The 21,142-nt window shown below is 62.3% G+C and carries 20 protein-coding genes; 11 read left to right on the top strand and 9 right to left on the bottom strand.

Annotated elements, in window-relative coordinates; all coding sequences use genetic code 11:
* The first annotated feature begins 14 nt into the window (after positions 1-14).
* The 5 genes from ACYP01_RS27650 to ACYP01_RS27630 are packed head-to-tail and all read left to right on the top strand — an operon-like array spanning position 15 to position 5,673.
* Positions 15-1,205 carry a lipid-transfer protein gene (locus ACYP01_RS27650; RefSeq protein ID WP_007735955.1) on the top strand — a complete coding sequence of 397 codons (1,191 nt, stop codon included), beginning with the start codon at positions 15-17 and terminating at the stop codon, positions 1,203-1,205.
* A 42-nt stretch (positions 1,206-1,247) separates the two neighbouring features.
* A complete protein-coding gene (locus ACYP01_RS27645; protein ID WP_003944139.1) occupies positions 1,248-1,679 on the top strand; it encodes a type II toxin-antitoxin system Rv0910 family toxin in 432 nt (143 codons plus the stop codon).
* A 7-nt stretch (positions 1,680-1,686) separates the two neighbouring features.
* Complete coding sequence (locus ACYP01_RS27640; protein WP_019746344.1) at positions 1,687-2,562, top strand: MaoC/PaaZ C-terminal domain-containing protein; 876 nt, start codon at positions 1,687-1,689, stop codon at positions 2,560-2,562.
* 41 nt (positions 2,563-2,603) lie between these two features.
* Positions 2,604-3,470: an SDR family oxidoreductase gene (locus ACYP01_RS27635; protein WP_007735961.1), complete on the top strand. Its 867-nt coding sequence runs from the start codon at positions 2,604-2,606 to the stop codon at positions 3,468-3,470.
* A gap of 4 nt (positions 3,471-3,474) precedes the next feature.
* Entirely contained in the window at positions 3,475-5,673 is a 2,199-nt protein-coding gene (locus tag ACYP01_RS27630) for an acyl-CoA dehydrogenase (RefSeq protein WP_459683222.1), read from the top strand.
* Between the two features lie 19 nt (positions 5,674-5,692).
* Here ACYP01_RS27630 and ACYP01_RS27625 read toward each other — a convergent pair whose 3' ends face one another.
* The 4 genes from ACYP01_RS27625 to ACYP01_RS27610 all read right to left on the bottom strand — a co-directional run bounded on the left by ACYP01_RS27625 (position 5,693) and on the right by ACYP01_RS27610 (position 8,867).
* Positions 5,693-7,105, bottom strand: coding sequence for an amidase (locus tag ACYP01_RS27625; protein WP_459683220.1), 1,413 nt, complete (start codon positions 7,103-7,105; stop codon positions 5,693-5,695).
* Positions 7,106-7,195: 90 nt separating this feature from the next.
* Complete coding sequence (locus ACYP01_RS27620; protein ID WP_003944172.1) at positions 7,196-7,354, bottom strand: hypothetical protein; 159 nt, start codon at positions 7,352-7,354, stop codon at positions 7,196-7,198.
* Positions 7,355-7,497: 143 nt separating this feature from the next.
* On the bottom strand, positions 7,498-8,148 hold the full coding sequence (locus ACYP01_RS27615) for a sterol desaturase family protein (RefSeq protein ID WP_030535853.1): 651 nt from the start codon (positions 8,146-8,148) through the stop codon (positions 7,498-7,500).
* Positions 8,145-8,867, bottom strand: coding sequence for a FadR/GntR family transcriptional regulator (locus tag ACYP01_RS27610; protein WP_042920615.1), 723 nt, complete (start codon positions 8,865-8,867; stop codon positions 8,145-8,147). Before ACYP01_RS27610 ends, ACYP01_RS27615 begins: the two co-directional genes overlap by 4 nt.
* Before the next feature lie 166 nt (positions 8,868-9,033).
* Between ACYP01_RS27610 and ACYP01_RS27605 the strand changes: the two genes are divergently transcribed.
* The gene (locus ACYP01_RS27605) at positions 9,034-10,056 is read left to right on the top strand and encodes an ABC transporter substrate-binding protein (protein WP_459683217.1); all 1,023 of its coding nucleotides are present in this window, start codon (positions 9,034-9,036) and stop codon (positions 10,054-10,056) included.
* Positions 10,053-11,066 (top strand): ABC transporter substrate-binding protein, encoded by a 1,014-nt coding sequence (locus ACYP01_RS27600; RefSeq protein ID WP_459683215.1) that lies wholly within the window; start codon positions 10,053-10,055, stop codon positions 11,064-11,066. The genes ACYP01_RS27605 and ACYP01_RS27600 overlap by 4 nt, the downstream gene beginning before the upstream one ends.
* A 12-nt stretch (positions 11,067-11,078) precedes the next feature.
* On the opposite strand, the gene ACYP01_RS27595 is transcribed toward ACYP01_RS27600, so the two are convergent.
* The 3 genes from ACYP01_RS27595 to ACYP01_RS27585 are packed head-to-tail and all read right to left on the bottom strand — an operon-like array spanning position 11,079 to position 15,048.
* On the bottom strand, positions 11,079-12,530 hold the full coding sequence (locus ACYP01_RS27595; protein WP_459683213.1) for an amidase: 1,452 nt from the start codon (positions 12,528-12,530) through the stop codon (positions 11,079-11,081).
* Positions 12,531-12,563: 33 nt separating this feature from the next.
* On the bottom strand, positions 12,564-13,826 hold the full coding sequence (locus ACYP01_RS27590; RefSeq protein WP_030535849.1) for an amidohydrolase: 1,263 nt from the start codon (positions 13,824-13,826) through the stop codon (positions 12,564-12,566).
* A 13-nt stretch (positions 13,827-13,839) separates the two neighbouring features.
* Positions 13,840-15,048 (bottom strand): MFS transporter, encoded by a 1,209-nt coding sequence (locus ACYP01_RS27585; protein WP_030535848.1) that lies wholly within the window; start codon positions 15,046-15,048, stop codon positions 13,840-13,842.
* A 99-nt stretch (positions 15,049-15,147) separates the two neighbouring features.
* Here ACYP01_RS27585 and ACYP01_RS27580 point away from each other — a divergent pair, with 99 nt between their 5' ends.
* A complete protein-coding gene (locus tag ACYP01_RS27580) occupies positions 15,148-16,182 on the top strand; it encodes an Lrp/AsnC family transcriptional regulator (RefSeq protein WP_459683210.1) in 1,035 nt (344 codons plus the stop codon).
* A 3-nt stretch (positions 16,183-16,185) separates the two neighbouring features.
* Here ACYP01_RS27580 and ACYP01_RS27575 read toward each other — a convergent pair whose 3' ends face one another.
* Together ACYP01_RS27575 and ACYP01_RS27570 are read right to left on the bottom strand one after the other, a co-directional pair.
* Complete coding sequence (locus ACYP01_RS27575) at positions 16,186-16,899, bottom strand: TMEM165/GDT1 family protein (RefSeq protein ID WP_058227350.1); 714 nt, start codon at positions 16,897-16,899, stop codon at positions 16,186-16,188.
* A gap of 294 nt (positions 16,900-17,193) precedes the next feature.
* Complete coding sequence (locus ACYP01_RS27570; protein WP_003944138.1) at positions 17,194-17,721, bottom strand: hypothetical protein; 528 nt, start codon at positions 17,719-17,721, stop codon at positions 17,194-17,196.
* Positions 17,722-17,886: 165 nt separating this feature from the next.
* Here ACYP01_RS27570 and ACYP01_RS27565 point away from each other — a divergent pair, with 165 nt between their 5' ends.
* From ACYP01_RS27565 to ACYP01_RS27555, 3 genes are all read left to right on the top strand, one after another.
* On the top strand, positions 17,887-19,236 hold the full coding sequence (locus ACYP01_RS27565; RefSeq protein ID WP_003944160.1) for a DUF1254 domain-containing protein: 1,350 nt from the start codon (positions 17,887-17,889) through the stop codon (positions 19,234-19,236).
* Positions 19,237-19,392: 156 nt separating this feature from the next.
* Positions 19,393-19,965 carry an HdeD family acid-resistance protein gene (locus tag ACYP01_RS27560; protein ID WP_003944155.1) on the top strand — a complete coding sequence of 191 codons (573 nt, stop codon included), beginning with the start codon at positions 19,393-19,395 and terminating at the stop codon, positions 19,963-19,965.
* A gap of 4 nt (positions 19,966-19,969) precedes the next feature.
* A complete protein-coding gene (locus tag ACYP01_RS27555; RefSeq protein WP_042920602.1) occupies positions 19,970-21,118 on the top strand; it encodes an AI-2E family transporter in 1,149 nt (382 codons plus the stop codon).
* Positions 21,119-21,142 lie beyond the last annotated feature (24 nt).

The following is a 21,142-nucleotide window of genomic DNA, read 5'->3' as shown; positions in this document are numbered from 1 at the left end:
CTTCAGGAGTGGCAATGAGTAACAGGGTTTTTGTCGTCGGCGTCGGCATGACGAAGTTCGAGAAGCCGGGAGCCCGCGAGTGGGACTACCCCGACATGGCACGCGAGTCGGGTACCAAGGCGCTCGAAGACGCGGGTATCGACTACACCGAGGTCGAGCAGGCATACGTCGGCTACGTCTACGGCGAGTCCACCGCAGGTCAGCGCGCTGTCTACGAGCTCGGTCTGACGGGTATCCCCATCGTCAACGTCAACAACAACTGTTCGACGGGATCGACCGCGCTCTACCTCGCCACGCAGGCGGTCAAGAGTGGTCAGGCCGACTGCGCACTCGCGCTGGGCTTCGAGAAGATGCAATCCGGGTCGCTCGGATCCACCTACGACGACCGCGAACAGCCCCTCATGCGGCACCTCCTCGCTCTCGCCGAGCTGCAGGAGTTCGCGATGCCGCCCGCTCCGTACATGTTCGGCGCGGCCGGCGTCGAGCACATGGAACGCTTCGGAACCACTGCCGAGCAGTTCGCGAAGATCGCCGTCAAGAACCACAAGCACTCGCTGAACAACCCGTACGCCCAGTTCCAGGACGAGTACACCCTCGAGCAGATCCTCGAAGCACGCCAGATCCACGGGCCGCTCACCAAGCTCCAGTGCTCGCCCACCTCGGACGGATCCGGTGCGGCGATCATCGCCAGCGAAGCATTCGTCGAGAAGCACGGCCTCGCTGCTCAGGCGATCGAGATCGTCGGGCAGGCCATGGTCACCGATATGAACAGCACTTTCGAGGACAAGAGCGCCATCAGCCTCGTCGGCGCAGACATGACCCGCAAGGCCGCCGAGAAGGTGTACGCCCAGGCCGGGATCACCGCCGACGACGTCGACGTCATCGAACTCCACGACTGCTTCTCCACTAACGAGTTGCTGACCTACGAGGCACTTGGACTGTGCGCCGAAGGTGACGGCGGCAAGCTCGTCGACGCCGACGACACCACCTATGGCGGACGCTGGGTGGTCAACCCGTCCGGCGGCCTCATCTCGAAGGGCCACCCCCTCGGAGCAACAGGCCTCGCGCAGTGCGCCGAACTCACCTGGCAGCTCCGCGGAACCGCGGACAAGCGTCAGGTCGACGGCGCGAAGGTCGCCCTCCAGCACAACATCGGACTCGGCGGTGCAGTTGTCGTGACCGCATACAAGCCCTACGCACGCTGAATCACACCCTCAACCCGCTAGCTATCCACTAGGAGTTTCATCATGGCTTCCGTTTCCGTCTCCGCCGTACTGCCCGCATCCCCCGAGAAGACCTGGGATGCGCTCTCCGATCTGTCTCGCTGGGAAGAGTGGCTCACCATTCACCAGGGCTGGAAGAGTGAACTCCCCACCGAGGTGGCTTTGGGCGCCAAGTTCACCGAGGTCGTCTCCGTGATGGGTATGGCCAACAAGATCGAGTGGACCGTCGAAGAGGTCGAGGTTCCGAAGATGGTCAAGATTGCCGGTACCGGAATGGCCGGCGTCACCGTCGAATTCGTTCTCTCGGTCGAGGCCGACGGTGCGGGTTCGAAGGCAACCGTCGACGCCAGCTTCAAGGGCACCATGATCGTCGGGCCGATCGGCAAGGCAGTTGCCAAGAACGCCAAGGCTGATCTCGAGGCCTCGCTGGCCAAGTTCGCCGAGCTGGTCGGGTAACGGCTCGATGACGACACCGAAGACCAACGCGGTCGAATTCGATACGTCCGGGCTGGACGTATGGACCGATCCGGAGCACTTCGAGGTGACAGCCGAGCGCATCGCCGAATATGCCGCTGCCACAAACGACCCCATCGAGCGACACCTGAAAGGTGAGATCGCTCCGCCGGTCTTCGCGGTGGTACCCGTCTTCATGTCGATGGCACCCGCTGCGCTGTCGGTGGCGCCGGTCGAACTGCTGATGAAGCTCGTTCACGGTGAGCAGGACTTCCTGTTCCACCGTCCGATCTACCCTGGCGACCATCTGGTCGCTCGCGCCAAGCCCATCGGATTCGAGGGCCGGGACAACGGGTCCACCGTCGTCATCTACGTCGAAACCAAAACCGACAAGGGTGAATTGGTCAACGAGCAATGGATGACAGCGTTCTTCCGCAAGGTCGACGCGGGCCCCGGACTGGGCGAGAAGGCTCCCGAACACCGATTCGACGACGCTCTTCGCGCTGGTAGTCCCGCAGCGGTGGTGAATCAGCACATCGACGAGGACCAGACGTTCCGGTACTCACCGGCTTCCGGCGATCCGATGCCGATCCACCTTGACGAGGAGATCGCTCGGATGTCCGGGCTCCCCGGAATCATCAACCACGGACTGTGCACGATGGCGTTCACGTCGTGGGGAGCCCTGACCGAACTGGCAGGCGGCGAGACCGAGCGGTTGCGCCGTCTCGCAGTGCGATTCGCGAAGCCTGTGCTCCCGACCCAGGACATCGAGACGGTGTTCTACAAGTCGGGTTCGGCAGACGGAGCCACGTCGTACTCGTACGAAACCAGCGCGGTCGGTGACCTGGTCATCAAGGACGGCCTCGCGGTCATCGCCGACAAATGAGTCTTCATGTCCGACAACTGAACTGATGGGAATTTGAACTGATGGGAAGTCTCGACGGTCGCGTAGCGATCATCACCGGAGCAGGACGCGGCATCGGCCGTGAGCATGCGCTGCTCTTCGCTCGTGAGGGTGCGAGCGTCGTGGTCAACGACCTCGGCGGCGCAAACGACGGTTCCGGTGCAGATGCCGGCCCCGCGCAGCAGGTAGTCGACGAGATCGTTGCCGCAGGCGGCAAGGCCGTTGCCAACACCGACAACATCGCCACCTGGGACGGTGCCGAGGGCCTCGTCAAGCAGGCCGTCAGTGAGTTCGGCCGACTCGACGTCCTGGTCAACAACGCCGGCATTCTTCGTGACGCCTTCATCGCGGGTATGGACGAGAGCCAGTGGGACGCAGTCATTGCCGTGCACCTCAAAGGGCACGCAGCGACACTGCACCACGCTGCCGCATACTGGAAGGACCAGAGCAAGGCAGGCGAGACCGTCAACGCTTCGGTCATCAACACTGCTTCGGCTTCGGGTACCTTCATGCCCAATGCGGGCCAGGGCAACTACGGTGCAGCCAAGGCGGGCATCGCAGCCCTGACGTTGGTGGCCGCTGACGAGCTCGATCGATACGGCGTGCGCGTCAACGCAATTGCGCCGATCGCGCGTACTCGACTGACGCTGGCGACACCCGGTATGGGTGCGCTCTTCGCGGCCGAGGTCCCCGAGGGTGAGTTCGACGCGTTTGCGCCGTCCAACATCTCGCCGCTCGTGGCCTATCTCGCGGCGGCGGACTGCAAGCTCACCGGCAAGGTGTATGCCGTTCAGGGTGGGGCCATCACGGAACTCGCCGGCTGGCACGGTGTGAACACCATCGAGAGCGAGGGTCCCTGGACCACCGCTGACCTCGCAGAACGACTGTAAGCGCATGGCACGCAACGCATACGAACTCGGCCTCGGGCTGAGTGAGGAGCACACCGCGCTTGCAGATTCGGTGCGCTCCTTCGCCGAGCGCACCATCACCACCGAGCAGGTACGCGCGGCCGTGGAGTCGCGGACCGAGGACAAGTTCCCCCAGTTCTGGACGGCACTCGTCGGGCAGGACCTTCTTGGGCTCGCGGTTCCGGAAGAGCAAGGTGGTCACGGCGCCGGCCTGCTGACCTTGGCGGTGGCACTGGAAGCATTAGCCCGCACAGTCTCTCCCGGCCCGTTCGTTCCGACGGTATTGGCAAGTGCCGTTCTCGGTGTCGCCGATTCCAAGGCGGGACCCGAGTTCCTGCCCGGTCTGATCGACGGAAGTCGTACGGCAGCAGTCGCCTTGGGTGCACCGTTGGCGGCCGAGTCGTCGGACGGTGGGTACAAGATCACGGGCGCACTCGACGGTGTGCTCGGTGGTGAGCACGCCGACGTACTTCTGGTTCCGATCCAGTTGCCCGAGGGCGTTCGCTACGCGGTGCTCGAGAGCAGCGCAGTCGCGATCACCGTGCAGGACAGCATCGACGTGCTGCGCGGCAGTGCGCGGATCGAAGCTGACAATGTTCAGATCAGCGCCGAACGGGTACTCGACGGTCTCACCGAGGCGCGGGTACGGTCCATTGCCGCAGTCGTTCTCGGCGCCGAAGACGTCGGCGTCATGTCCTGGTGTGTTTCCACTGCGTCGGAGTACGCCAAGACCCGTGTGCAGTTCGGGCGACCCATCGGCCAGTTCCAGGGCGTCAAGCACAAGTGTGCGCAGATGGGCATTGCGCTCGAGCAGGCACGCGCCGTTGTGTGGGATGCGGCAAGCGCATTGGACAAGGGCGACGACACGGCAGATTTTGCCGCCGACATCGCCGCAGTCATCGTGCCGGACGCCGCAGTGCAGGTAGCGCAGGACTGCGTGCAGGTTCACGGCGGCATCGGATTCACGTGGGAGCACGACGCACACCTGTACTACCGCCGCGCGCTCTCGATCCGCGGCATTCTCGGCACCCGCGAGGATCGAGCCAATCGTGTTGCGCAGCAAGCACTTGACGGTGTCAGCCGGGCTTCGGTTCTCGAACTGCCGCCGGAGGCAGAGGAGATCCGCGGCGGCATCGCGGCCGAGCTTGCCAAGTTGGTCGAGCTCGACGAGGACGACCAGCTGATCGCGCTCGGCGACGGCGGCTGGGTTCAGCCTCACCTGCCGAAGCCGTACGGGCGCAGCGCCGCTCCGCTCGAGCAGATCGTCATCTCCCAGGAGATCAAGGCTGCGGGTATCTCGATGCCGCAGCTCCTGATGGGCACCTGGGCCGTGCAGGCCGTCGTAGCGCATGGTTCGGACAAGCAGAAGCAGGAATTGGCAGTACCGACCCTGCAGGGTGAGCTGGTGTGGTGCCAGCTCTTCAGTGAGCCCGGTGCTGGTTCCGACCTCGCATCACTGTCGACGAAGGCCGAAAAGGTCGACGGCGGTTGGAAGATCACCGGTCAGAAGATCTGGACCACGGTTGCTCAGTTCTCCGACTGGGCGATGCTGATCGCCCGTACGGACGCCGGCAAGCCGAAGCATCAGGGCATCACCTACTTCGTGCTCGATATGTCGACACCGGGCATCACCGTCCGCCCGCTGCGTGAGATGACGGGCTCGGCGCTGTTCAACGAGGTGTTCCTCGACGACGTGTTCATCCCCGACGAGAACGTGGTCGGTGAGGTCAACGACGGGTGGAACGTCGCCCGGACGACGCTGGCCGGCGAGCGCGTCGCACTGAGCCAGAAGATGGAGGCGTACGCCTCGGACTCCGATCTGCTGAAGTTCGCGAAGTCGGCAGACCTGAGCCCGATCGGACGCTACCGTGTCGGCGAGCTGGTTGCCGAGAGCCAGGCCATCGACCTCATCGGCTCCCGCGTTGTGCTCAAGCAACTTTCGGGGATCGACGTGAGTACGACGTCGAGCGTCGGCAAGCTGTTGGCGATGAAGATCAGCCAGTCGATCGCCGAGTTCGTCGTCGCCGAACTGGGTGCTGCCGGAGCGGTCAGCATCCCAGGTCAGCCAAGCGACAAGGCGATGGAGCAGCTCATTTCGGGCCGCGCCACCACCATTTACGGCGGCACAACCGAGGTGCAGCTCAACGTGATCGGTGAGCGCATGCTCGGATTGCCGCGAGACTGAGGGTATTTACCGGCGAGGCTCAGTCCTGGATTCTTCTCCAGGGCTGAGCCTCTTCCAGTTCGAAGGCCAATTCGAGGAGCGTGCGCTCGTCGCCGAGATCGGCGGAGAAATGCGCAGCCAACGGCAAACCATTGCTGGTCTGATGCATCGGTAGCGAAATCGCGGGACCTCCGGAGATGTTGTTCAGTGGCGTGAACGATGTGTACGCGATCAGCTTGTCGAAGAGTTCCTCGAAAGGCTGAGCGGGAGAGAGGTATCCCAGCTCGGGGGTGGTGTGCCCCAGGGCCGGCGAGAGCACGACGTCGTACTTCAAGAACATGGCGCTGTACTGCTGCTGGAGCCGTCGCAGACGGTAGAGCACGCGCGGCGTCTTCACCAGGTTCTTCCGGTACAGCGTGTAGAGGCCCTTGGTGAGATTGTCGGTGCCGGACTTGTCGAAGTCGGGTCCGAGCATTTGTTTGCCACCGGTGGAGATGGCAAACGACAGAAAGCCCCAGTAAATGCTGAAGTCGTCGATGAATTCGGGGCCGACGGGCAGTGCTGCGTCCTCGACATGATGGCCAAGGCTTGCAAGGAGTTCGGCCGTAGCTTCGACGGACTTGCGCGTCTCGTCGTCCGTCTTGGTGACGGTGACGGAATCGGCGATCACGCCGACGCGCAGGCGGGTTGAGCTGGGTCCTTCGATCAAGCGAACCGGTGCGAGTCGCGGATTGCGGTAGTAGTTCTCAGCCGCAGACATCCATCGTGCAGTGTCGCGAACAGTGCGAGTAACGGCGCCCTGGGCGATCAACCGGATCGGCATCGACTTGTCGGCCGGATCGGCGATGGTGCGTCCGCGAGTGGGTTTGAGTCCGACGAGTCCGCAGGCAGCGGCGGGAATGCGAATCGATCCACCGCCGTCGTTGGCGTGCGCGATCGGGAGTACGCCGGCAGCAACAAGCGCGGCTGCGCCTCCCGAGGAAGCGCCCGACGAGTACGCCGGATTCCACGGGTTGTGGACGGGTTCTTCCGTCATGTATTCGGTGGACGCACTGAATCCGAACTCGGGCAGTCGGGTCTTGCCGATCGAAATGGCCCCGGTGGAGAGGAACTGCTTCGCGAAATCGCTGTCGGCTTTGGCGGGGATCGCGGTGAAGGCGGTACTGCCCTGCTGGGTGGGAAGGCCGGCGCTGTCGGTGTTGTCCTTGATCGCGGTGGGGACACCGGCAAAGACGCCCATGGCGGGCCGGTTGCTCCTGGCGAGGGCACGATCGAAATCAGTGCAGGCCAGACCGTTCAATTGCCCCTGCACTGCCTCGGCGCGGGCGATCGATGCCTCCATGACTTCCCGTGCGGTCACCTCGCCTGATTCGATCCGGGCGGCGACGCCGGTGGCGTCGAGGTCGCCCAGGGCGTCGTCGGTGAAAGCGTGGATGGGGGTGTTCGCGGTCATGGGGATCCTTGTCAGGCGGAGGCACTCAGGTCGTCCGTCCAGCATATTGGACGGACGACCCCTGAGTGGCGCTATCTGTGGATTGCGGTATCAGCTACCGAAGATCGTCACTGCCTGCTCTGCTGCCTGCGGCGCCTGCTGGAACACTCCCTGTGGGATGAACTGCTGCGGAATGAACTGCTGGGGGCCTAACTGCTGGAAGTTCGTGACCATCGGGTGGATGACGTTGTTGAATACATCGTTGAACATGTGTTGTGTCCTTCGGTTACAGCGTTTTCGAACTTCTGACTCCATCGACACTAAGCACGGTTCTGACGAGTTTCAACGAAAATTGCTGATACACAGGCAAGTTCAAGTTCATTGCCAGCTGGGGGCCAGGAATCGGTCTTCCTTCACAGCTTGGACGCTGCGCCGTGCAGGTTCTTGGCTGTCGGGGAGGTCTCGACGGATTTGGGATCGGGGTACGTGCCCAGTACGCGATCGGCAGTTCCCGCGGTGGTGACGGTGAACCAGTAGTGCTCGTTCTTGAAGTGGTGGTTGCGGTGATTGCGCCAAACCGACCGGTAGAGAGCAGTTTTCGGCTTGTAGTCACTGTGGATGAGGAAATGTGTCCACTCGTAACCGAGGCCGAGCACGGAAATGAAGGTCAGGAACGTCAGACCGAGTTCGACGCGGGGAAATGTCAGGAGGGCGACGGCTGTCAGAACGGGAATCACGATCAGGAGCGTCTGCCACGGGATGAAGATGAGTGAGACGGTTCGCGGCGCAAAGTGGTGTTCCCGATGGCTGCGCGCCAGCCGTGAATCGAGTGTGACGCCGGCAATGGTTCGCGGCTTCCAATGGAGAACGAAGACGTGAATGATCCACTCCACGAAGGGGAATGCGGCAAGCATCACGAGCGGAACGAGGGCGTCGGTGATCTGCCAGTTGCCCACTGCGATGCGCGCCGCCGCGGCGGCCAGCAGCATGGTGCCGATCATCCACGGCGTCGGTGACTTGCGGAACGTCCGTGCGGCATCGGCGAGAGTGAGAGGCTTGCTCATGGTTTCAGTCCTTCCAGGAAGGTGAGAGCGTCGCCGATTGCCGTCGTGCCGGTGTGAAGGAGCTGTGCGGCTGACGTCTCGGCAGTTGGCTCGTCGTGTGAAGTGATGGCGGAGGCCAGTTTTCGATACAGGTCGGTCTGGCCGACTTCGGCGACCATGACGGATGCAAGTGCAGTCATAGCCGGCTCGTATGCAGCCCGAAGGCTGTTGAAGATCAAACGGAAGGCAATGGAATCTGCGCTGTCGACGACGACGTCCCAGAACGCCAGAGCGCGGTCTTGCAACTCCACTGGATCTTCGGTGGCGCCTAGTTGATCAACGGCCGTGTCGAGTTCTCGGGCGGATTCCGCGGAGATGCGACGGGCGGCCAGCACAGCGATCTGCGGTCCCATCAACTCGCGAGTTTCCAGGACGCTGCGCACCACGCTCAGGTCGGGGACGCCGTCGCGCACCAGCAGTTGGGGGAGAAGTTCGGGTCCGGCCTGGCGTCGAAAATCGCGCACCGACGTGGACTCGCCCTGGCGGACCTCGACGAGTCCGGCCTGGGCGAGCTTCTGAATTGCCTCGCGGACTGCGGGCCGCGAGACGCCGAATGCCTCGGCGAGCTTGCGCTCGCTGGGTAGTGCCTCACCCGCAGCCAGCTCTCCGGCCAGCACTTTCACCGATATCTGATCGAAGACTGCGCCGGAGGCCGAGGTACGTGCAACGGGTTGAAACATGTACCGACCGTAACCCGCTTCTCGGTAAGAGGTCAAGTGGTAATACCAGTTCAACGATTGGAGGCTTGGCGCGAAAGAGATATGTCTTGGCCAAGAGGCTTCACCGTAACGGCGCAGGTGAGAGTAATTTTAGGTAGCCCTAATTCGGATAACCGTCAGGAAACCCATGACATCGCTCCTGTTACCGACTCCAGATACCGATGCAGAGTTCGCTCGCATCACCGCTGCCCTGACTCGACGCGGCTTTCTCGGCGGAAGTGCCGCCGCGCTGTCCACACTTGCTCTCGTCGGATGCGGTAGTGGGGAGGGCGGGGACGGTGCGGACGGCGCAACTCGTACTGTGCAGACGCATTACGGACCCGTGGATGTTCCCGTCGATCCGCAGCGCATCGTCGCCGTCTCCTACAACACCCCGTGGCAGTTGCAAGCCGTCGGCGCCCGACCCGTCGCGACGCTCGACTACAGCGCGTACATCGACCAGTTCACCCCGACACAGCAGAAGTTCATCGACGGCTTGTCCACGGTGGGGGTTTTCCTCGAGGTCAACCGCGAAGCCGTCGTGGCTGCCGCGCCTGATCTCATTGTCGGCGATGCGTACGAGATCGACGAGGACAGGTTCCGCGAGCTCTCGAAAATTGCTCCGACAGCGGTGTATTCGGGCACGAACCGATCGGATTGGCGCGCTGTCGCCGAGGGTGTCGCAAACGCGGTCAACAAGGGTTCGGCATTGACGTCGAATCGCGAGAAGTATCAGGCGATGCAAGAGCGAATCCGCACCGAATACGCCGCGCAGCTTGGCGAGAATCGGTGGGCCCAGGTTGCTATCGGTGGTTCGGAAGGGCTCTTCTCCATCTTGTATCCAACCGGAGTGACCGGCGCGATGCTCGCCGACCTGAACGTGACCCGCGGCGAATTCATCCCGGACCTGCGCCCAGCCACCGGCTTCGAAGCCTTCCCGCTCGAACAACTCGAAATGCTGCGGGACGTCACCGTCGTCATCTACCCGAAGCAGCCGAACGGAACTGATTCTGCAGGAATGAAATCCGTCTTCGCCAGCCCGCTGTGGAGCCGCATTCCGGCAGCAGCTTCGGGCCGGGTATTCGGAATCAGCACTCAGGTCACCGACTACGGCACTGCAATCAACTGGCTCAACGAACTCGAAACCGGCGCCTTGGAGGCACTTTCATGACATCACTTCTATTGCCCACCGCTGACACCGATGCCGAATTCGCTCGCATCACCGCAGCACTTACCCGACGCGGTTTCCTCGGAGCCGGTGCCTTGGCGGGGATCGGATTGCTCACGGCCTGCGGAACCAGCTCCGGTGAATCGGCCGAGGGTTCGATGCGCACCATCAACACGGCTCTGGGGCAGGTGGAATTGCCCACCAACCCGCAACGGGTGGTCAGCGCCGATTACTACACGGGCCCCGCGATGTTCGACGCCGGGTTCACACCGGTCGGATTGCCGGTCGACTACGAGAACGCCGACGGCGTCCCGGAACCCTATGCGTCCGCTCTGCGGTCTCTCCCGAAGGTGGGACGCTGGTACGAGCCCAACGCCGAGGCGATAGCGGCTTTGTCTCCCGACCTGATCGTGATGACCAACCTGCTGTCGGAGAACAACCCGGATCTTTACGAGCAGATCCGGTCGATCGCACCGACCGCGGTTTTTGCCGAAGACGGGCAGTACGCATGGAAGGAGCGCGCCTTCGGAGTCGCGGACGCGCTGAACCAGAGCGCGAAGGTTCAAGAGTTGGCAGATCGGTACGAGGCGCGGATCGCCAAGTTCCGCAGCGACAACGCTGATGTGCTGAGCAAGGTGAAGGTCGTCTACACCACGTACTTCGAGGAGAGTGGTTTCTCGCTGTACTCGCCGACCAAGTATCAGACGACGGTCATCAGCGAGGCCGGGTTCCAGTTCAACGACCGTTCGCTCGCAATTCCCGCCGGCAGCAACGAGTGGTTCCCGAGGGAGCAGTTGGAGCTACTCGACGAGGCCGACGTCATCATCACCAACAGTGGCAAGGGCCCCATCAACGAGAAGTTGGCGAACGACACCATCTTCCAGCGTCTGCGCGCCGTCAAGAATGATCAGGTGTACTCGTTCGACTACGAGGGCGTCGCGTCCTTCGGTTGGGCCCTGACATTCCTCGAGCAGTTCCAGCCGATCGCTGAGGAGATCAGAGCCAAGCTCTGATCTCCTCAGCAATCAAGAGGACGCCGGCGTCACCACATTCAGCTTCGGTTGATGCTGGTCGGTGTATGCCCACGGGCGGATCTTCTCCAGTGCTTTGCCGATCCGGAACACGGTCGGTTCGTCGTACGTATGGCCGACGATCTGGACGCCCGTGGGAACACCGTTGTGTGCGTGTCCACTCGGCACCGCCAATACGGGGCACCGATTGGCGACGTTGAACGGCAATGTGAGAAGTGCTTCGGCGGTGGTGTTCACGTGCTGACCCGCCACAGTGAGGCCGTCGAGCAAAGACTCGCCTGCCGGGAAGGCGATGGTGCCCGAAGTCGGGCAGATCAGCGCATCGAATGGAGCCATCGCCTCGGCGAGCTCTCGTTGCATTTGGGTTTCTTTGCGAAGGCCGTCCAGAAATGACATTTCCGTAGCGCCCTTCGACGTGATCGCGACGTTGTCGAGCGTGTAATCGGCAAGAAGATCACCGTGGACGCGAGCAACTTCCGCGACGGATGCACCCATGATCGTTCCGAAATGGACTTTCACCGCTGCTGCCATCGAATCACGAGTCCACGGCAACTCGATCTCCTCGACGATCGCGCCGGCATCGACCAACGACTGTGCGAGAGCCCGTGTGTTCGCCTCGATGTCAGGTTCGATGGGGAAGTCACCGAGCCGCAGGCACAGGGCAATTCGCATTCCCTCGACCGACGGGTACTCGTGTGGCAGCGTGATCGCCGGCTTCAGCGAAGAATGGTCACGCGGGTCCGGCCCGATCAGAACGTTGGCCAAAAGAATTGCGTCGTCTACAGTTCGGGCCATCGGACCGTCGCCACGGTAGGAATCCATGGACAGCGGGGCGACTCCGGCGATACGCCCGTACGAGGCCTTGAGGCCGACGGTGCCGGTAAAGCCTGCCGGGCCTCTTGTCGACCCGCCGATGTCGGATGCTGTTGCCAGAGTAGTAGTTCCGGCGGACAGTGCGGCGCCGGCTCCGCCGGAGGAGCCGCCGGGACTGTAATCGAGGTTCCAGGGATTGCGGGTCACGCCCCACAAAGGAGAGTGTGTGAACGCCGCGACGCAGAATTCCGGTGTCGTCGTGCGTGCGTGAATCAGGCCGCCTGCTGCCAGAACTCGGTCGATCACGGGTGCGTTCTCGCGGGCGATGTTGCCGCGCCCCGCCAGAGAGCCTTCGGTCAGCGACTTTCCGGCAATGGAGTGTTTTTCCTTGGCAGCTACCGGAATTCCCTCCAGCGGCCGCGGGTCGGGTCCTTGGCCGCGATACCGGCTCTCGGCATCCCGGGCGCCTGCGAGTGCCTCGTCGAACATCTCTTCGGTGAAGGCATTGATGTGAGGTTCGAGCTTCTGGGTTCGGTCGATGATTGCCTGTAGCAGTTCGACCGGAGACAATTCCCGCGCGCGAAAGTGAGCAATGGCTTCGGTGGCGCTGAGGTAGTGCAGTTCGTCTGACATGGCGTTATCTCCCTGGGACAGTATGTGTGGGAATCACGCGCTCCGCGCAAGGGCTCCCAGCGCGGCCGCGGTCATGGCTGTAACACCTTCGGGTAGGGCCGCGGCGGGATCTGGGGCGAAGCGCGGTGAATGATTCGACGGCGTGCCGGGTGGTATCCGTCCCTCGGCGAGCGCGGCAAGGGCGGTTCCGTCGAAACTTTGAAGTGCCGTTCCGCCGAAATGCCAGAATACGGAGGGGCATTGGGCGGCGGTGCCGAAGATGCCGAAGTCCTCGCTACCCGAAAGTGGTTGTGACAGAGTATGCATTCCCAAGCCGGCCTGTCGCAGGTCGGACATCACCGTGGACGTGGCGTCCGGAGTGTTGACCGTGGCCGGAAAGCCGTTGTACGCATGAACGTCCGGCTGTTCGACGGCGCCTGCCCCGTCAGCTTCTGCGCGAGCGATCCTGCCCACCGATTCGAGCATGTGATCTCGCGACGACGCACTGAAAGTTCGCAGGCTGAGTAGCAGTTCGGCGTCGTCGGCAATGATGTTCGCAGCTGTGCCGGCGTGCAAGGCTCCCACCGTGAGCACAGGTGCCGTCGGGGTTGCCGCTTCATGAGCCACCAGACTTTGAATGCGCAGCGCGAAAGACGCTGCCATCAACAAAGGGTCGATGCATGCGTACGGTGAGGACGCGTGTCCACCACGGCCGTGAAAGACCACTCGTATCGTGTCGGATGCTGCCATCAAGATGTCGGGTTTGCTGACCAACATCCCCGCAGGAGTCGGGCCCACGTGCTGTCCCAGGCAGAGGTCCGGTCGTGGGAAGCGGTCGAAGATTCCGTCGTCGACCATCGCACGAGCGCCGGAGCCGGTCTCCTCAGCAGGCTGGAAGACCGCGACAACAGTCCCGGTGATCGATGTCGGATCCGCGGAAAGTGCTGCGCACGTGGCAAGTAGCGCGGTTACGTGGACATCGTGGCCACACGCATGCATGACTCCATCAGTTCTGGAGGCGTAGGACAGCCCGGTGTCTTCTGCCACCGGCAACGCGTCCATGTCGGCGCGTAGCAGGATCACCGGACCGCTGCTCCCTTCGAGAACACCGACGACACCCGTACCGCCGACCCCGACCGTGACGTCCCAGCCACCGATTCGCCGAAGTTCCTCGGCAACAATTGCGGCGGTGCGAGTTTCGTCGCCGGACAACTCGGGGTGTGCGTGTAGGTCCCGGTAGAGCTCGAACCAGTGCGGCTCGACGGTTCGCAACCGCGACGGGTCTCCGAACTCGAGATTCGAAAGCAGTTGATTCATGGTTGATCTTCTTTCAGTTGGCGGTTTTCAGTTGCACCAGGTTCAGCATCTTTTCCCGGGTTTGTGGTGCTGCCATGACCGCGACGATCGCCACGACAGGCCCGAGCGCGAGAGATACGAACGCCGCTGACCAGGAGAGGTGGTCCACGATGAATCCGAATACCAACGGCGCGACTATTCCGGCGACCATGCCGCCGAAAATGATCATCGACGAGGCTGCTCCGACCACCGACGAAGGCAGGCTACGAAGCGGAAGTGCAAAACACGGCATGAAAGCGAAAGAGGCAGCGGCAGATCCGAGGGTGACGAGAACGACGAACAAGGCCGTGTTGGAGACGAAAGGAATCGAAACGAGCATCACGATGCACGCGAGCATGGACGGCACCACGACGACACGACTGTTGCCAGCCAGCCGATCGGAGATTCGCCCGCCGATGACGGTGGTCACGGCGGCCACCACGGTAGCCGGAATCAGAAGGAGGCTTGCGCTCGAGAGGGCGATTCCACGTTCGTCATGGAGGTACGACGGAACCCACGACGACATCCCCCAGATCACGAAGTCGTATCCGAAGAACATCAAGGCGAAGAGCCACATCGCGCGGGAGCGAAGTACGGTGCGCATGTTGTCCCAGGAGGAATCCGGACCGTGGTCGTTCTCCGCCGGAAGTGCCGGCGGGAGCCACAACTTGATGCTGACGAGCGAGAGTACGCCGAGCGCCGCGACGGCCAGAAACATTCCACGCCAGCCGATCAACGGGAGAAGTGCTGCTGCAACAACGATGGCAAGAAGCGTACCGACGGCGTTTGAACTGTTCATCCATCCTGTGGCAGTGGCACGTTGCTCCGGGATGCTCCGCTCGGCAACGAGCTTTACTGCAGCTGCCGGAAACACGCCCTGCGCGAGACCGAAGAGAAAGCGAACAACCAGAAGCGTCCCGAACGACCAGGCAAGGGCAGTGAGGCCGGTGAAGACACTCCACGCCACCAACCCGATCAGAGCCATCCGGACTGCGCCGTATCGATCGGCGAGCAGTCCACCAGGCAGTTGGGCCAGCGTGTATGCAATGAAGAACGTGGAGATGATCAATCCACGCTGGGAGTAGTCGAGATCGAACTCCTCACCGAGCAAGGGGAGAGCGAGGTTGATCGCCAGCCGATCTATGTAGTCGATCGCGTACGCGACGAACAGCAACGCGACCGTGACTTTGGTGGAGCGAAGCACTGGGCCTCCAAGTGGTGAACCTGTGAAGTGATTCACACATCTTTGGCAAACAGGCAGGGATCACCGACCAGAATGCAGTAATCCGGCAATACTGGGCCGATGAAGCCGGAATCCGACGCATTTGTCATCGCGGAATCTGATCTGGAGATCATCAATGCACTTCAGCTCAACCCCCGCGCGTCGTGGACGCAGTTGTCGTCAGTGCTCGACATGGATTCGACGACGATCGCCCGCCGGTGGCGTCGCCTCGTCTCGAACGGTCATTCGTGGGTCAACGCGGTCGCAATCGGTCGAACCCACATATTCGGCTATCTCCTGATCAGGACCACACAGGATTCCGTTGCCGACGTGGGGGAGCTGTTACGTCAACTCTCCTGTGCCTATCTGTTGGCCAGGACGGAAGGCGAGTACGAATATTTCGTCGGAGTCGTGGCCGCCGACCACAAGAGTTTGGACGCCTTGGTGTGTGAGCACCTTGCCGCCGATCCTGGAATTCTGTCGATCAGAAGCCGGGTCGGGGTGAAGGTGTACCGGGACGGGTTCAGCTGGGAGCCGGGCGCTCTGGGGCAAGCGGGTCGGGCTCAGCTGGCAACGGCATCGACAAAGGGCGCTGCGGTGCCGGCAGATCCGACAGAGTTCCGCGAGTCCGACGGTGCCCTCTTGGAGGCGCTCGGCCGTGACGGACGTGCCAGCTATGCGCGTCTCGCCGCGATTTGTGGAACGAACGAGGCTGCGATTCGACGGCGCTTGGCCCAACTGACTGCGTCGCAACAGTTGATTTTCCGCTGCGATGTCTCGCAACAGGCCGTCGGTTCACCGTTCGAAGTGATCTTCGACGTCGCTGTGGACGGTTCCACCGACGAACTCGGCAATCTTGTGTCGAGTTGGCCGGAGATCAGATTGTTGGTAGCGACCACCGGAACAGCGAACATGTTGATCAGCGTGTGGCTGAGCAGCCTCGCGCAGAGTCTTGTCGTCGAGGATCGCCTCCGTCGAATCGGTAGTGTGCGGATCCTTGATCGACGTGTCTCGTTGTACCCGATGAAGCGATTCGGACAGCTGCTCGGACCAAGCGGAGTGGCGGAAGGTCATGTCCCGGTCGCAATTTGGGGTGCCGGCGACCTTCTTCGCTGAGCGTCAGTCGATCGGCGTCCGATTGTCGTCGACGAGGTGCGTAGCGGAGTCGGTCGCACGGGAGCGCTTCCAGATCATCCGAGCCAGTGCGCCCAGCACGGACACGGCCAGGACAACGCCACCGCCGATGATGCCGGCCGACGAGTCCGGGAAGATGCCCTCGAGCAGCAGCCAGACACCGAAGACGAAGAACAGCACCGCGGCGCCGATCTTGATGAATCCGTCCGGAAGGTGCTTGCCCAGCACCGAGCCGACGATGATGGCGAGAGCGTCGGCCGCCACCATGCCTACCGTCGACCCGATCCAGACGCCGATCCAGTCGTTGTCGGTGGCAAGGGTGATGGTGGCGAGCATGGTCTTGTCGCCGAGTTCTGCCAGGAAGAAGGCCGAGGCGACGGCGATGAAGGCGGATCGCGTGACGCGACCGGCCTTGTTCTGCTCGTCGTCGGTGAGATCGTCACCGCGCAAGGTCCAGAGGCCGAAGATCAGGAAAGCGATACCGCCGACGATGGAAATCGCCGCGGTGGGGAGGGCGACGCCCAGGTAGTGGCCGACGGCGACCGAGACGAGGTGAACAAGGGTGGTGGCGACGGTGATTCCGCCGAGGACGACCCACCAGCGATAGCGCAAGGCAAACGTCATTGCCATCAGTTGCGACTTGTCACCGAGTTCTGCGACAAAAATGACGCCGAAACTCAAAAGTATTGCGGCAAGCAAGATTTACTCCTCCGGTCGGTGTAGGTCGGAGGAAAAATGCGAGCCTCCGGCCTGGGCAGGCGCAGTGGGTGCGCTTGTCCGGCCGAAGGTCTCGCCCACCGAGGCCACAGGACCTTCGGTTCGCCAGGCCGGGTGCTTCGCGATCCGCACCAGGCGGAGCGCGTCGAACCAGTATGTCGACACGGGCGATTGGGGGCTACTCCCCTTCGTTGCTGCCCACGTTAGCGCGCCTGAAACGAATTGGCAAAGCGCACAGCAAGTTTGGGAGTCCGAACTTATCGCTTACCGGGGCCGTCACGAGGCGAGGAGCATGGCCAAAACAGCGGTGTCGGGATCGCTGATCGGATCGATGCCGACACGACTGATCATGGAGACGACTGTGCCGTCCGGCTCAGCCTCGACCCACGCCGCACGATGCTCCAAACCCAGATAGGGAAGGCCTGGCAGCAGTACACACCCCGACGCGCTGCCCTCGCATTCCGGCAGGCTGGGCGTGGTTTCCGACGGTGGGTGCAGCATGATCAGCGCCGGTGGCTGATGGTCGGAGAAACGGCCGGGTGTCAAGGCGAAATCGCCGAGTACCGGACCTTCGGCGACCACCAGACCGACGGTGCCTGGCTGCGGATCTTCGGGAACGTCTTCACGGACCCCGAAGACCGTCGTGGTCGGCAACAAACCTGGCATCGAGGCCACGCGGACAGCCAATGCGAGAAGCTGCGCCCACTCCTGGGTGGTGTCCGGCCAACGACCGGAAATGACGAACCCCTGCAAAGACCCAGCGGCTTGGAACGGAGAAATGCCTATTGCTTCGTTTCTGTTCATTTCTGTTCCTCCCTCGGTGCTGGGGCAAATCTCGGGCAGACGCGCATGCGTCGGTCCGGCACACCTCGTTGGGTAATCGAAATATGCACCCATTCGGTACTGGCACACAAGAGAGGGAGAGTGCCAGCCAGGTTTGCGCTGGTGAGGGCGGTGGTATGCGCAGACATGACTCTGTCGAAGAACCGTTCTCGGCTGGAAGACCTGGCAACGCAGGCGTGGATCTTCGGATATCCCCTGTTGATTGCTGCGGTATCGCGGGATGTCATGACGGCGGTGCCTTCGCCGGTGGCGATGAAAGCCCCGCTCAACCAGTTCGCATACGCGCGTACGACGCCGGATGCGACCTTCACCGATGTCGTCTCACCCAACGCGGACACTCTCTATTCGTCGGGGTGGCTGGACGTCTCGACGGAACCGCAGGTGCTCTCGCTGCCGGACTTCGGCACGCGGTACTGGCTGGTCCCCATCCTCGACGCGTGGAGCGACGTGTTCACGGTTCCGGGATCTCGGACAGTCGGGCGGACCGGGGGACCGTACCTGGTGGCCGGGCCGAATTGGAAAGGCAACGTGCCCAAGGGTTTGACGCTGCTGCGGTCTCCGACGGCGATGAACTGGATAGTCGCCCGCTACGCGACGTCGGGGGGAACAGACCTGGCAGAAGTGCACAGCCTGCAGGACCGGACGCGACTCACTCCTCTGTCGGAGTGGACGGGTGACCCGCAGGACTACACGCCCGGTGAAATGCCGGTGAACCCTGCCGTCGACACGCGGACGCCGCCGGTGGACCAGGTGGCCGCCATGGACGGCGAGGCATTCTTCACCAGACTCGACGCACTTCTCGACGACAATCCTCCGCGTCCGGAGGACACCGAGATGATGAAACAACTGTCCGACATAGGAATCGGCTCCTCCTTGCCCTGGAGGTCGCGTCCGCAGGAGGTACGTGATGCCCTCGATCGAGCTGCGCGAACCGGTATGGACGTGCTGAGCGAGATCGCCGAAGAGGCCGAGGGCAGTCCGAAGAACGGCTGGACGATGCACCGCGGCTTGGGACACTACGGAACCCATTACGCTCAGCGGGCCCTGATCGTCTGGCTCGGTTTCGGGGCCAATCTCGACGCTGATGCCGTGTACCCGCATGCCACGACGGACGTCGACGGGAAGCCGCTGACCGGGGCGAAGAAGTACGTCCTGCACTTCGAGAAGGACGAGCTGCCACCGGTCGAGGGCTTCTGGTCGCTCACGATGATGAACGAGCGGCAGTTCTTCGTGGACAACCCGATCGACCGATACGCGATTGGCGATCGAAGCGATCTGGTGTTTGCCGACGACGGTTCCCTCGACATCTATCTCCAGCACGAATCCCCTGGTGGTGAGAAGGAGCGGAACTGGCTGCCGGCTCCGTCCGGCGACTTCAACGTCTTTCTGCGCCTGTACTGGCCGAAGGCTGCAGTGCTGTCGGGATCGTGGACTGCGCCCGGTATTCGAGAAGCAAGTATTCGAGAAGCAGGCTGAAAGTCCCCTCGCTTCGTACCCGAAGAGCACAACTCGGTATCAGCCGCGCGTTTCGATGGGCGGAAAGGTCACAAGAGTCATACGATCTGTCGGTACTGCCCTGTTTGAAGAGCTGTTGAATCGGTCAGAGACACCCGCTTGTTTCGGAGGCTACTGATGGTCACGCAGAATCCGTTCGTGCAGTACGGCAAAGAGATCTGGTGGATGATCCTGATCCGCGGAATCTTCGGCGTGATCTTCGGAATCATCGCGCTCGTGTGGCCGGGAATTACCGTGGTGGCCTTGGTTTTCCTGTTCGGTATCTACTCCATCGCCGACGGTTTGATCACGATAGTTCGCGCCATCCGGGACCGCGAGCATCTGAGCTCGTGGGGTTGGTGGGTGTTCACGGGCGTCGTCTCGGTCGGAGCCGGCATCGTCGCGCTGGTCTGGCCGGGCATCACTGCGCTGGTGCTGCTGTACATAATTGCCTTCTACGCCATCATGTTCGGAATCTTCGGAATTGTCGGCGCCTTCAAGATGAAGGCGCTGCCCGGATCCAGTTGGGGATGGTTGCTCGCCGCATCGGTGCTTGCTGTCATCTTCGGCATCATTCTTCTCATCGCGCCCGGCGAAGGCATCATCAGCCTCATCTGGTTGTTGGGTTGGTACGCAATCCTGTTCGGCCTCTTCATGATCGTGGGAGCATTCCAGATCAGGAGCCGGGCAAAGGAAGCCGGTGTTCTCTAAGCCGGTGTTCTCTAAGAAGGGAAAGCCGGCCGTCGAGGCTCCCACTCCGATCCCCACGCTGTCCGGTAGTGAGAACTGGTCGATCCCGCGCGGTTTGATCGTCCTGCTCGGTATTGCCGCCACCGTGGTCGCCGTCGGCGGAATGAAGGTGTTCGGCGGCATCCTCGGACCGGTATTCCTGGCCCTGGTGCTGACGATTGCCGTTCAGCCCATTCAGGATTGGTCACAGCGCCGAGGGTGGCCCAAGTGGGTCGGGATGCTCGGCTCACTGGTCACCGTGTACTTGATCCTGCTCGGGTTGGCGGCGTCGTTGATCGTGTCGACGGCTCAGTTGGCGACGATCCTGCCGCAGTACTCCGAGGAGATGACCAACCTCCTCAACGAGGGCCGCGACAAGTTGGCCGACTTCGGAGTGAGCACCGAACAGATCCAAAGCACGCTCAGCAGTGTCGATCTCACGAAGGTTGTGGGCGTACTCGAAAGCGGGCTGGAGGGCCTGCTCGGCATCCTGTCGGATCTGGTGTTCATTCTCGCGTTGTTGTTGTTCATGGCCTTCGACGGCATGAGCATCCGCTCGCGGTTGCATGTGCTGTCCGAGCAACGTCCCGAAATCTCCTACGCGCTCTCCACCTTTGCCGCCGGAACTCGCAAATACCTGGTGGTCTCGACGGTCTTCGGTCTCATCGTGGCGGTACTCGACGGTGGCGCGCTGTGGCTCATGGGCATTCAGCTGCCCGTCCTGTGGGCGTTGCTGTCCTTCATCACCAACTACATCCCCAACATCGGGTTCGTCATCGGCGTGATTCCACCGGCGCTCCTGGGACTGTTGCAGGGCGGGCCGTGGCTGATGCTGTGGGTGATCGTCGTCTACTCCGTCATCAACTTCGTGATCCAGTCCATCATCCAACCCAAGTTCGTCGGCGACGCCGTCGGACTGTCGGTGACGATGACGTTCCTCTCACTTGTCTTCTGGTCGTGGGTTCTCGGGGCGCTCGGAGCGCTGCTGGCGATCCCGCTCTCGTTGTTGGTGAAGGCCGTCCTGCTCGACATCGACCCAGCCACGCGCTGGGCCGACATCCTGATCAGTGGGCCTCGGGACATGCCGAAGGAGGAACCCGAGGAGTCTGAGAAGCCGGCCACGCCCGCAGACTAGGGCTCTCAGTGTTTCTACAAGTTG

The sequence above is a fragment of the Rhodococcus sp. no. 34 genome (assembly GCF_054589475.1).
Note: the sequence above shows the minus strand (reverse complement) of the source record. Positions and strands in the feature narration are given on the sequence as shown.

What these genes read in the sequence shown, in the direction of transcription:
- ACYP01_RS27650 (WP_007735955.1), top strand. Translation starts at nt 15, where the DNA reads ATGAGTAACAGGGTTTTTGTCGTCGGCGTCGGCATGACGAAGTTCGAG.
- ACYP01_RS27645 (WP_003944139.1), top strand. Translation starts at nt 1,248, where the DNA reads ATGGCTTCCGTTTCCGTCTCCGCCGTACTGCCCGCATCCCCCGAGAAG.
- ACYP01_RS27640 (WP_019746344.1), top strand. Translation starts at nt 1,687, where the DNA reads ATGACGACACCGAAGACCAACGCGGTCGAATTCGATACGTCCGGGCTG.
- ACYP01_RS27635 (WP_007735961.1), top strand. Translation starts at nt 2,604, where the DNA reads ATGGGAAGTCTCGACGGTCGCGTAGCGATCATCACCGGAGCAGGACGC.
- ACYP01_RS27630 (WP_459683222.1), top strand. Translation starts at nt 3,475, where the DNA reads ATGGCACGCAACGCATACGAACTCGGCCTCGGGCTGAGTGAGGAGCAC.
- ACYP01_RS27625 (WP_459683220.1), bottom strand. Translation starts at nt 7,105, where the DNA reads ATGACCGCGAACACCCCCATCCACGCTTTCACCGACGACGCCCTGGGC.
- ACYP01_RS27620 (WP_003944172.1), bottom strand. Translation starts at nt 7,354, where the DNA reads ATGTTCAACGATGTATTCAACAACGTCATCCACCCGATGGTCACGAAC.
- ACYP01_RS27615 (WP_030535853.1), bottom strand. Translation starts at nt 8,148, where the DNA reads ATGAGCAAGCCTCTCACTCTCGCCGATGCCGCACGGACGTTCCGCAAG.
- ACYP01_RS27610 (WP_042920615.1), bottom strand. Translation starts at nt 8,867, where the DNA reads ATGTTTCAACCCGTTGCACGTACCTCGGCCTCCGGCGCAGTCTTCGAT.
- ACYP01_RS27605 (WP_459683217.1), top strand. Translation starts at nt 9,034, where the DNA reads ATGACATCGCTCCTGTTACCGACTCCAGATACCGATGCAGAGTTCGCT.
- ACYP01_RS27600 (WP_459683215.1), top strand. Translation starts at nt 10,053, where the DNA reads ATGACATCACTTCTATTGCCCACCGCTGACACCGATGCCGAATTCGCT.
- ACYP01_RS27595 (WP_459683213.1), bottom strand. Translation starts at nt 12,530, where the DNA reads ATGTCAGACGAACTGCACTACCTCAGCGCCACCGAAGCCATTGCTCAC.
- ACYP01_RS27590 (WP_030535849.1), bottom strand. Translation starts at nt 13,826, where the DNA reads ATGAATCAACTGCTTTCGAATCTCGAGTTCGGAGACCCGTCGCGGTTG.
- ACYP01_RS27580 (WP_459683210.1), top strand. Translation starts at nt 15,148, where the DNA reads ATGAAGCCGGAATCCGACGCATTTGTCATCGCGGAATCTGATCTGGAG.
- ACYP01_RS27570 (WP_003944138.1), bottom strand. Translation starts at nt 17,721, where the DNA reads ATGAACAGAAACGAAGCAATAGGCATTTCTCCGTTCCAAGCCGCTGGG.
- ACYP01_RS27565 (WP_003944160.1), top strand. Translation starts at nt 17,887, where the DNA reads ATGACTCTGTCGAAGAACCGTTCTCGGCTGGAAGACCTGGCAACGCAG.
- ACYP01_RS27560 (WP_003944155.1), top strand. Translation starts at nt 19,393, where the DNA reads ATGGTCACGCAGAATCCGTTCGTGCAGTACGGCAAAGAGATCTGGTGG.